Here is a 12,265-nt window from a genome sequence, read left to right as displayed (position 1 = left end):
CGGCACCGCCCCGCGGGACGAGCTGTGGTCCGGCGGCCCCGCCCTGGGCGCGGCCCTCAAGGCCGTCAAGGAGCAGCTGCGGGCGATCCCCGACAAGGGCATCGGCTACGGGCTGCTGCGCCACCTCAACCCGGAGACGGCCGCGGAGCTCTCCGGCCGCCCGGAGCCGCAGATCGGCTTCAACTACCTCGGCCGCATCGGCCGGGCCGACGAGCGGGACGCGGCCGTCGCCGACACCGTGCGGGTGCGCGACCTGACGGGCGCGGGCGACGCGACCATGCCGCTGGCGTACACCCTGGAGCTCAACGCCGCCGCCGTCGAACACCCCGACGGGCAGCGCCTGGTGGCCTCCTGGACCTGGTCGGGCGAGCTGCTCGCCGAGGACGAGGTGCGGGAGATCGCCCGGCTGTGGTTCGAGGCGCTCGAAGCGCTGGCCGCGCACGCCGCGCTGCCGGGCGCCGGCGGGCTCACCCCCTCCGACCTGCCGCTGGTGACGGTCTCCCAGGAGGAGATCGACCGGCTGGAGCAGGCCGACGAGCAGGTCGTCGACGTCCTGTCGCTCTCCCCGCTCCAGCAGGGCCTGCTGTTCCACGGCCTGTACGACGACTCGGCGTCCGACGTCTACACCATCCAGTCCGCCCTGGAGCTCGGCGGCCCCCTCGACCCGGCGGTGCTGCGCCGCTCGGCGCAGACCCTCCTGGAGCGCCACGACAACCTGCGCGCCTACTTCGTCACCGGCGCCAGCGGCAAGCCGCTCCAGGTCGTCCCCGCGCGCGCCGCGCTCCCGTGGACCGAGGTCGACCTGTCCCACCTCTCCGGCGCCGCGCAGGACGAGGCGCTGGCCGGCCTGCTCGCCGCCGACCGGGCCGCGCGCTTCGACCTGCGCACCCCGCCGCTGCTGCGCTGCACCCTGGTGCGGCTCGGCGAGACCCGGCACCGCTTCGTCCTGACGGTGCACCACATCGCGCTGGACGGCTGGTCGATGCCGCTGCTCGTGGGCGAGCTGTTCGAGCTGTACGGCAACGGCGGCGACGCCGCCGCGCTGCCGCCCGTCGTGCCGTACAAGGACTACCTGACCTGGCTCTCCCAGCAGGACAAGGCCGCGTCCGAGGCGGCCTGGGGCGCCGCGCTCGCGGGCGTCGACGAGCCGACCCTGATCGCTCCCGAGGGGCAGGGCCGGGCGCCGCTGGCCCCCGAGCGCCTCAAGGCCGAGCTGCCCGTGCCGCTCATCGAGGCCCTGGTGGCCCGCGCCAGGGAGCACGGCCTGACCGTCAACACCCTGGTGCAGGGCGCGTGGGGCGTGCTGCTCGGCGCGCTGACCGGCCGCGAGGACGCCGTGTTCGGCGCCACCGTGTCCGGGCGGCCCCCGGAGCTGCCGGGCGTCGAGAAGATGGTCGGCCTGTTCATCAACACCCTGCCGGTACGGGTCCGCGCCGAGCGCGACGACACCCTGCTGACGCTGATGACCCGCGTGCAGACCCAGCAGTCCGGGCTCCTGGCCCACCAGCACCTGGGCCTGGCGGACGTCCAGCGCACCACCGGGACCGGCGAACTCTTCGACACCGTCCTGGTGTTCGAGAACTACCCGGTCGACGTCGAAGGACTGGAGAGCTCCGCCCAGGAGCTGGGCGTCGTCGACGCCCAGGTCCACGACGCGATGCACTACCCGCTCGCCCTCGGCGTCGGCCAGCGCGGCACCGAGATGGCCGTGCAGTGGCAGTACCGCCCCGACCTGTTCGCGCACGCCGACGTCGAAGCCCTCAGCGGCCGCCTCGTACGGCTCCTGGAGGCGTTCGCCGCCGACCCGGCCCAGCGCCTCGCCGCCCTGGACCTGGTCTCCGCCGACGAGCGCGCCGCCATGCTCGCCGTCGGCGGGGGAGCGGCGGGCCAGGTGGCGCCCGCCACCTTCCCCGCGCTCCTGGAGGCCCGCGTCGCCCAGGCCCCGGACGCCCTCGCGGTGGACGCCCCCGGGCTGCGGCTCAGCTACGCCGAGCTGGACGAGCGCGCCAACCGGCTGGCCCGGCTGCTCATCGCCGAGGGCGCGGGCCCCGAGCGGACCGTCGCCCTGGTGCTCGCCCGGTCGGTCGAGTCGGTCGTCGCCCAGCTCGCCGTGCTCAAGAGCGGCGCCGCCTACCTGCCGGTCGACCCCCACTACCCGGCGGACCGCGTGGAGTTCATGCTCCGCGACGCCCGCCCGGTGGCCGCCCTCACCGTGGCCGAGCACCGCGGCGCCGTACCGGCGGAGCTCGGGATCGAGGTCGTCACGCTCGACGACGCCGAGGTCACGGCCCGGATCGCGGCCCAGCCTGGCACCGCCCCCACGGACGGGGACCGCACCGCGCCGCTCGCCCCCGGCCACCCCGCGTACGTCATCTACACCTCGGGCTCGACCGGCGTGCCCAAGGGCGTCGTCGTCACCCACGCGGGCATCGCGGCCTTCGCCGAGACCGAGCGCGAGCGCTTCGACGTCACCCCCGACAGCCGGGTGCTCCAGTACGCGTCGCCCAGCTTCGACGCCTCCGTGATGGAGCTGTGCATGACGCTCCTGGCGGGCGCGGCCCTCGTGGTGCCCGAGCCGGGACCGCTCGCCGGGGACCCGCTGGCCGAGACCGTGGCGGGGCGCGGCGTCACCCACGCCCAGATCCAGCCCGCCGCGCTGGCCACCGTGGACCCCGCCGCCGTGCCGGGCCTGCGCAGCCTGGCCGTCGGCGGCGACGCCGTCTCCGCCGAGCTCGTCGCGCGCTGGAGCCCCGGCCGCCGCTTCGTGGTCGCCTACGGCCCGACCGAGGCCACCGTGGCCACGGTCATGTCCGGGCCGCTGGCCCCCGCGGCCGACGCCCCGCCCATCGGCACCCCCGCCATCGGCACCAGGGCCTACGTCCTGGACGCCGCGCTGCGCCTGGTCCCGCCGGGCGTCCCCGGCGAGCTGTACCTGGCGGGCCCCGCGCTCGCCCGCGGCTACCTGCACCGCGCCCCGCTCACCGCGGAGCGCTTCGTCGCCGACCCCTACGGGGAGCCGGGGACGCGCATGTACCGCACCGGCGACGTGGTGCGCCGCCGCGCCGACGGAGTCCTGGACTTCGTCGGCCGCGACGACCAGCAGGTCAAGATCCGCGGCCTGCGCATCGAGCTGGGCGAGATCCAGACCGTGCTCGACCGGCACCCCGCCGTGGAGCGCGCCGTCGTCGTCGCCCACGAGGACGGGTCCGGCACCAAGCGCCTGGTCGGCTACGTGGTGCCGGCCCCCGGGCCGAAGCCCTCGGCCCAGGAGCTCCAGGACCACGTCGGGCAGTCGCTGCCCGACTACATGGTCCCCGCCGTGCTGGTGTTCCTGGACGCGCTGCCGCTGACCGTCAACGGCAAGGTCGACCGCAAGGCGCTGCCCGAGCCGGAGTTCGGCGGCGGCTCCTCCCGCGCCCCGCGCACCCCGGCCGAGGAAGTGCTCTGCGGGCTGTACGCCGAGGTGCTCGGCCTGGAGCGGGCCGGGGCCGACGAGAGCTTCTTCGAGCTCGGCGGCGACAGCATCAGCTCCATCCAGCTGGTGAGCCGCGCCCGCGCCAACGGGCTGCACTTCAGCCCCCGCGACGTGTTCGGGCACCGCACCCCCGAGGCGCTGGCGGCACTCGCCGAGGGCGCGGGGGACGCGGCGGACCAGGAGGCCGCGCCCGCCGCCGTCGAGTCCGACGGCGTCGGCGAGGTGCCGCTCACCCCGATCATCCACTGGATCAGGGAGCGCGGCGGAGCCATCGACGAGTTCAACCAGACCATGTCCGTGCCCGTGCCCGCCGGTGTGGACCTGCCGCTGGTGACCGCGGCGCTCCAGGCGCTCCTGGACCACCACGACGCGCTGCGCACCACCCTGTCCCGGATCGCCGAGGACTTCGGCTGGTCCCTGGAGGTCGCCCCCGCGGGCACCGTGCGCGCCGAGGACTGCGTCCACCGGGTCGACGCCGCCGGGCTGATCGCCGACGGCCTCACCGAGGCCGAGCTCGACGCCCGCGCCGTCCAGGAGGTCACCGACGCCCAGGCGCGGCTGAACCCCGAGGCGGGCGCCATGGTGCGCTGCGTCTGGTTCGACGCGGGCGGGGACGCCCCCGGCCGGCTCACCGTCGTCATCCACCACCTCGTCGTCGACGGGGTCTCCTGGCGGATCCTGCTGCCCGACCTGGAGGCCGCGTTCACGGCCCTCACGGCGGGCCGCGAGGTCGTGCTCGAACCGGTCGGCACCTCCTTCCGCCGCTGGTCGCAGCAGCTCACCGAACTGGCGGGCGAGCCCGGCCGGATGCGGGAGCTGACCCTGTGGCGCGAGGTGCTCGGCGGCGCCGACCCGCTGCTGACCCCCCGCCCGCTGGACCCGGCCAAGGACCGGTTCGGCACGGCGGCGCAGCTCAGCGTCGCGCTGCCCGCCGCCCTCACCCAGCCGCTGCTCGGCCGCATCCCCGCCCTGTTCAACGCGGGCATCAACGACGTGCTGCTCACCGCGCTCGCCCTGGCCGTCATCGACTGGCGCGAGCGCTCGGGCCGCGGCACCGGGCCCGACCTCCTCATCGACCTGGAGGGCCACGGCCGCGAGGAGGTCGTCGAAGGCGTCGACCTCTCCCGTACGGTCGGCTGGTTCACCAGCCTCTACCCGGTCAGGCTGAACCCGGGCGAGAGCGCGACGGACGAGCTCTGGGCCGGCGGCCCCGCCGTCGGCCGGGCCATCAAGCGGATCAAGGAGCAGCTGCGCGCCCTGCCCGACAACGGCATCGGCTACGGACTGCTGCGCCACCTCAACCCGCAGACCGCCCAGGTGCTCAGCCGCTACGGCGCCCCGCAGATCGGCTTCAACTACCTGGGCAGGCTCGGCGAGGCCACCGACACGGCCGACTCCGGCGAGCCCCGCGTCAACCACGACCTCAGCAACGTCGCCGAGGCCGCCATGGCGCTGCCGCACCCGCTGGACGTCACGGCCACGGCCGTCACCTACCCGGACGGGCCGCGCCTGGTCGCCAACTGGATCTGGTCCGGCGAGCTGTTCTCCGAGGACGACGTCCGGGACCTTTCCGCGGGCTGGTTCCGGGCGCTGGAGGCGATCGTCAGGCACGCCGGGCAGCCGGCGGGCGCGGGCGGGCTCAGCCCCTCCGACCTGACCCTCGTCTCCATCGGCCAGGACGAGATCGACCGCCTGGAGGCCGCCACGAGCGGGGTCTCCGACGTGCTGCCGCTCTCCCCGCTCCAGGAGGGGCTGCTCTTCCACGCCCTGTACGACGAGCGCGGCGCGGACATGTACACCACGCTCATGGCCTTCGACCTGCGCGGCGCCCTCGACGCGGGGACGCTGCGCGAGGCGGCCGCCGCGCTGCTGCGGCGCCACGACAACCTGCGGGCGGCGTTCCGCCCCGGCGCGTCGGGCCAGTCGCTCCAGGTCATCCCGCGCGAGGTCGAACTGCCCTGGCACGAGGTCGACCTGAGCGGGCCGGACGAGGAGCGGCGCACCGCCGAACTCGACCGGCTGATGGCGACGGGCCTCACCGAGCGCTTCGACCCCCGGCAGGCGCCGCTGCTGCGCTTCACCCTGGTCAAGCTCGCGGACCGGGAGCACCGCCTCGTCCTGACCAACCACCACATCCTGTTCGACGGCTGGTCGGGCCCCGTCCTGGCCACCGAACTCTTCGCGCTGTACCAGGCAGGCGGCGACGCCTCCGGGCTGCCGCGCGTCACCCCGTACAAGGAGTACCTGTCCTGGCTCGCGGGCCAGGACCGGGCCGCGTCCGAGGCGGCCTGGCGCCAGGTGCTCGACGGGCTGGAGGAGCCCGCGCTGGTGGTCCCCGCCGACCCCGGCCGCGCCCCGCTGCGGCCCCGCTCCCACACGGTGCGGATCTCCGGCGCGGCGGCGAGCGCCCTCACCGCCCAGGCGCGCAGGCACGGACTGACCAAGAACACGCTGGTCCAGGGGGCCTGGGGGCTGCTGCTCTCCGGCCTCACCGGCCGCGACGACGTGCTGTTCGGCGAGACGGTCAACGGCCGGCCCGCCGAACTGCCGGGCGTCGAGTCCATGGTGGGCCTGTTCATCAACACCCTGCCCGTACGGGTCAGGATCGAGCGCGGCGACTCGCTGCTCGGCCTGCTCACCCGGCTCCAGCAGCAGCAGTACGGGCTGCTGCCGCACAAGTACCTCGGGCTGACCGACATCCAGCGGATCGCGGGCACCGGAGCGCTCTTCGACACCTCCACCGAGTTCAGCAACTTCCCCGTCGACGACGGGGGACAGCGCCAGGAGGAGCGGGCCGAGGGGCTGGAGGTCGCGGACGTCGAGATCATGGACGGCACGCACTACCCGCTCTCGCTGAGCGCGTCCGACAACGGCAGCGTCCTCTCCCTCAAGATCGACTACCGCCCCGACCTCTTCGACGACGGGACCGCACACGCCCTGGGCGAGCGGCTGCGGCGGCTCCTGGAGCAGTTCGCCACCGCGCCCGAGCACCCCGTCGACACCCTCGACCTGCTCTCCGCCGACGAGCGCGACACCCTGCTCGTCCGGTGGAACGACACCGCCCGCGAGGTGCCCGAGGGCAGCGTCGGCGAGCTGTTCCGCGCCCAGGCGGCCCGCACCCCGGACGCCGTGGCCGTCGCCTTCGGCGACACCCGGCTCAGCTACCGGGAGCTCGACGCGCTCTCGGACCGGCTGGCCGGACGCCTGGCCGCGCTCGGCGTCGGCCCCGAGACCCCGGTGGCCGTGCTGATGGAGCGCTCCGCGGCGCTGCCCGCGGCCGTGCTCGCCGTGCTCAAGGCGGGCGGCGCCTACGTGCCGCTGCGCGACACGGACCCGGTCGGACGGCAGCTGCACGTCGTCGGGGACACCGGGGCCCCGGTCGTCGTCACCGACGGCGCCCTGGCCGACCGCGCCGCCGAGCTGGGCATCGCGGTGCTCGCCGCGCACGAGGACGTCCCCGCCGAGGCGCCGGACGTCACCGTGCACCCCGACCAGCTGGCGTACGTGATGTACACCTCCGGCTCCACCGGCCTGCCCAAGGGCGTGGAGATCACCCACCGCGACGTCGCCGACCTCGCCTTCGACCGCCGCTGGCGGGGCGGCGCGCACGAGCGGGTGCTGCTGCACTCGCCGACCGCCTTCGACGCCTCCACCTACGAGTTCTGGATACCGCTCCTGGGCGGCGGCACCGTCGTCGTCGCGCCCCCCGGCAACCTCGACGTGGCGGGCCTGGAGCGGGTCGTCGCCGAGCAGAAGGTGACCGGTCTGTGGCTCACCGCGGGCCTGTTCAGGCTGGTGGCGGAGGAAGCCCCCGGCAGCCTGGCCGGCGTCCTGGAGGTCTGGACGGGCGGCGACGTGGTCCCCGCGGCCGCGGTCCGCCGGGTGCGCGAGGCGTGCCCCGGCACCGTGGTGGCCGACGGCTACGGGCCGACCGAGACGACCACCTTCGCGCTCGGCCACACCATCGCCGTCGACGAGCCCGTGCCCGCCCACGTCCCGATCGGGCGGCCGCTGGACAACATGCGCGTCTACGTCCTGGACGCGGCGCTGCGCCCGGCCCCCGTCGGAGTGGCGGGCGAGCTGTACATCGCCGGTGCGGGCACCGCGCGCGGCTACACCCGGCAGCCCGCGCTGACCTCGGCGCGGTTCGTCGCCGACCCGTTCGGCCCCGCCGGGTCCCGGATGTACCGCACCGGCGACCTGGCCCGGTGGACCGGCGACGGCGTGGTCGAGTTCGCGGGCCGCGCCGACGACCAGATCAAGCTCCGCGGCTTCCGCATCGAGCTGGGCGAGATCGAGGACCGGCTGGCCCGCCACCCGGCCGTCGCGCAGTGTGCGGTACTCGTGCGCGAGGACCGGCCCGGCGACAAGCGGCTCGTCGGCTACGTGGTCGCGCACGAGCCCGTGGAGGGCGGCGAACTCCGCGCCCACCTGGGCCGCGAACTGCCCGACTACATGGTCCCCTCGGCCGTCCTGGCCGTCGACGCCCTGCCGCTGACCGCCAACGGCAAGATCGACCGCAGGGCCCTGCCCGCCCCCGACTACGGGAGCACGGCCGAGCGGCGCGCCCCGCGCGACGAGCGCGAGAGCACGCTGTGCGCGCTGTTCGCCGAGGTGCTCGGAGTGCCCGAGGTCGGCATCGACGACGGCTTCTTCGACCTGGGCGGCCACTCGCTCCTGGCGACCCGGCTCGTCAACCGCATCCGCACCGCCCTGGCGGTCGAGGTGCCGGTGCGCGCCGTGTTCGAGGCGCCCACGGTCGCGGGCCTGGCCGCCCGCACCGTGGACGCGGCGGCGGCGCGCGGCCGCCTGGAGCCCGTCGAGCGGCCCGCGGTCGTCCCGCTGTCGTACGCCCAGCGCAGGCTCTGGTTCATCGACTCGGTGCAGGACACCGAGGGCTCGTACAACATCCAGCTGGCCGTCAGGCTGCTGGGCGAGCTGGACAAGGAGGCGCTGCACCTGGCGCTGGCCGACGTCGTGGAGCGGCACGAGAGCCTGCGCACCGTCTTCCCCGCCGAGGGCGGCGTGCCGCGCCAGGAGGTCCTGGAGCCCGGCGCGTACGACTTCCCGCTCGACGTCTCCCCGGTGACCGAGGAGGAGCTGGACGGGGTGCTCGGCACGCTGGCCGTGGCGGACTTCGACCTGGGGACCGAAGTCCCGCTGCGGGCCAGGCTGCTGGAGCTGGCCCCGCGCGAGCACGTGCTGGCGCTCGTGCTCCACCACATCGCGGGCGACGGCTCCTCGCTGGCCCCGCTCGCCCGGGACATCGGCACCGCCTACCGGGCCCGGGTCGCGGGCCGGGCGCCGGAGTTCGTCCCGCTGCCCGTCCAGTACGCCGACTACGCCCTGTGGCAGCAGCGGGTGCTGGGCGGCGAGCACGACCCCGACAGCGCCTTCGCCCAGCAGCTCGACCACTGGCGCACGGCCCTGGCCGGACTGCCCGAAGAGCTCGAACTGCCCCTGGACCGGCCGAGGTCGGCCGAGGCGGGCAACGTCGGCGGTCACGTGGAGCTGCTGTTCCCCGCGGAGACCGTCGCCGGGGTGCACCGGCTGACGGGCGAGACCGGGGCGAGCCTGTTCATGGTGCTGCACGCGGCCGTGGCCGCGCTGCTGCACCGGCTCGGCGCCGGCACGGACATCCCGCTGGGCACGGTCGTCGCGGGCCGCGGCGACGAGGCGCTCGACGACCTCGTCGGCTTCTTCGTCAACTCCATCGTGCTGCGCGCCGACGTCTCGGGCGACCCCGGCTTCAAGGAGCTGGTCGAGCGGGTCAGGACGGCCGACCTGATGGCCTTCAGCCACCAGGACGTGCCCTTCGAGCGGCTGGTCGAGGAGCTGAACCCGGTCAGGACCCTGGCGCGCAACCCGCTCTTCCAGGTGGCGATCAGCCTGGACAACAACGAGGAGGCCTCGCTCGAACTGCCCGGACTCACCCTGGCGCCCCAGCCGGTCACGGCCCAGATCGCCAAGTTCGACCTGTCCTTCAACTTCGGCGAGGAGCGCCCGCAGGGCGGCGCCGCGACCGTCATCGGCGGCCAACTGGAGTACAACACCGCCCTGTTCGACCGGGCCACGGCCGAGGCCTTCGCGGACCGGCTGGTCCGGCTGCTGACCGCGGCCGTCGCCGACCCCGAGCTGCCCGTCGGCTCCGTCGACCTGCTCTCGCCCGAGGAGCGCACCCTGCTCCTCGACGAGGTCAACGACACCGCGGGGGAGGTCCCGCGGGGCACCGTCCACGAGCTGTTCGCGGCGCGGGCGGCCGCCGACCCGGACGCGGTGGTCCTCACCGCCGACGGCACGGCCCTCACCCGCGCGCAGCTCGACGCCCGCGCCAACCGGCTGGCCCACCGCCTGATCGAGGCCGGGGTCACCCCCGGCTCCCGGGTGGCGATCCTCCAGGAGCGCAGCGCCGACCTCGTGGTCTCCACGCTCGCGGTGCTGAAGGCCGGGGCGGCGTACGTGCCGCTGGACGTCCGCTACCAGATCCCGCGCCTCGAACTCATCGTCGAGGAGACCCGGAGCGCGGTCCTCCTGGTCGACCGGGCCCTGTCCGACGTGGAGTTCCGCCACGACGCCCGGGTGCTGGTGGTCGACGCGGAGCCGGACGACGGCACCGCGGCCGACCCGGGCGCCCCCGAAGCCGCCTGCCACCCCGAGCAGTTGGCGTACGTCATGTACACCTCCGGCTCCACGGGCAAGCCCAAGGGCATCGGCATCACCCACCGCAACATCGTCGCGTTCACCGCGGACCGCCGCTGGGCGAGCGGGCACGAGCGGGTGCTCCTGCACTCGCCGCACGCCTTCGACGCCTCGACGTACGAGATGTGGACGCCCCTGCTGGGCGGCGGCCAGCTCGTCGTGGCGCCCAAGGGGCAGCTGGACGCGGCCGGGCTGCGCAAGCTGGTCGAAGGGGAGCGGCTCACCGCCGTCTTCATGACCACCGCCCTGTTCAACCTGCTGGCCGAGGAGGACCCGAGCTGCTTCGGCGGCCTCGTCCAGATCTGGACCGGCGGCGAGCAGGTCTCGCCCGCCGCCTTCCAGCGGGTCCTCGACACCTGCCCCGACACCGGCGTCGTCCACGTCTACGGCCCGACCGAGACCACCGTCTACGCCACCTGCCACCCGCTGAAGGCCCCGTACAGGACCGGCCGCAGCGTGCCCGTCGGACGCCCGATGGACAACACCAGGGCCTACGTCCTGGACGACCGGCTGCGGCCCGCCCCGCGCGGAGTGGCGGGCGAGCTGTACCTGGCCGGCGCGGGCACCGCCCGCGGCTACCTCGGCCAGCCCGGCATGACGGCGGAGCGCTTCGTCGCCAACCCCTACGGGGAGCCGGGGGAGCGGATGTACCGCACCGGCGACGTGGTGCGCTGGGACGCGGGAGGACACGTCGAGTTCGTCGGCAGGGCCGACCACCAGGTGAAGATCCGCGGCCTGCGGATCGAGCTCGGCGAGATCGAGTCCGTCATCGACGACCAGCCGCAGGTCTCCAGGAACCTGGTGACCGTCTGGGAGGAGCAGCCCGGCAACAAGAAGATCGTCGCCTACGTCGTCCCGACGGCGGGCGCCGACCCGGCGGGCCTGCGCGACCAGGTCGCGGCCAGGCTCCCCGACTACATGGTCCCCTCCGCCTTCGTGGTCCTGGACGACCTGCCGCTGAACTCCAACGGCAAGGTCGACAGGAAGGCGCTGCCCGCCCCGGACTTCGGCCCGGCGGCCGGCGGCCGGGGGCCGCGCAACCCGCGCGAGGAACTGCTCTGCGGGCTGTGGGCCGAGCTGCTCAAGCTGGAGCGCGTCGGCATCGACGACAACTTCTTCGAACTGGGCGGCGACAGCATCGTCTCCATCCAGCTCACCAGCCGGGTCCGCGCGCTCTTCGGCGTCGAACTCTCCAACCGGGCGGTGTTCCAGGCGCCCACGGTGGCCTCCCTGATGGACCTGCTGGGCGGCGGCGGACAGAGCGACGACGGGTTCGACGTGGTGCTCCCGCTGCGTACGGAGGGCACGGCCGAGCCGGTGTGGTGCCTGCACCCGGTCGGCGGCGTCAGCTGGATGTACTCGGGGCTGATGCGCCACCTCGACAGCGACCGCCCGCTCTACGGCATCCAGGCCAGGGGACTGGCCAGGGCCGAGGAACTGCCCGGCTCCGTACCGGAGATGGCGCGGGACTACGTCGAGCAGATCCGCAAGGTCCAGCCGGAGGGCCCCTACCACCTGCTGGGCTGGTCGATGGGCGCGATGCTGGCCCACGAGGTCGCCGTCCAGCTCCAGCGGCAGGGCGAGGAGGTCGCCCTGCTGGCCAACCTCGACCAGCCCCCGATCAGCACGGCCGAACTGGGCGGCGAGTACGTCGCCGCCGACGAGCAGAAGGTCCTCGCGGTCCTGCTGGACTTCGTCGGCCGCGACCCCGGGATGTTCGGCGAAGGCCCCCTGGAGCGCGACAGGGTCATGGCGGTCCTCCGCGAGGAGGGCAGCGCGCTGGCGACCTTCGACGACGCGGACATCCTGCGCATCGGCCAGGTCAACAACAACAACTGGTCCCTGACGGTCGACTTCGAACCGGACGTCTTCGAGGGCGACGTGCTGCTCTTCGTGGCGACCCAGGACGAGGAGCGGCCCGAGGGCAAGGCCGCGCACTCGGCCGCCAGGCTCGGGGCGTTCGTCTCCGGCACGGTCGAGACGGTAGAGATCGACTGCGAGCACCGGCAGTTGCTCCAGCCCGTGCCGGTCGCCGCGGTCGGCGCGGCGCTGCGGGACCGGCTCCGCGCGCTGCGCGCGGCGCGCGGCTGA

The 12,265-nt window shown here is 74.7% G+C and carries 1 protein-coding gene (running past one end of the window); it reads left to right on the top strand.

What is annotated here, in order from left to right; genetic code table 11:
• A protein-coding gene (locus ACIBNE_RS19540) for an amino acid adenylation domain-containing protein (RefSeq protein ID WP_399273130.1) crosses the window boundary here: on the top strand, nucleotides 1–12,265 show its 3' portion. It extends 2,642 nt beyond the left edge of the window; the window shows 12,265 of its 14,907 coding nt (coding positions 2,643–14,907); its start codon lies beyond the left edge, outside the window; the stop codon is at nucleotides 12,263–12,265.

Origin of the sequence: Streptomyces sp. NPDC050504 (assembly GCF_044458065.1) — a bacterium.
Lineage (GTDB): Bacteria > Actinomycetota > Actinomycetes > Streptomycetales > Streptomycetaceae > Streptomyces.
This window is presented reverse-complemented; position numbering and strand designations above follow the sequence as displayed.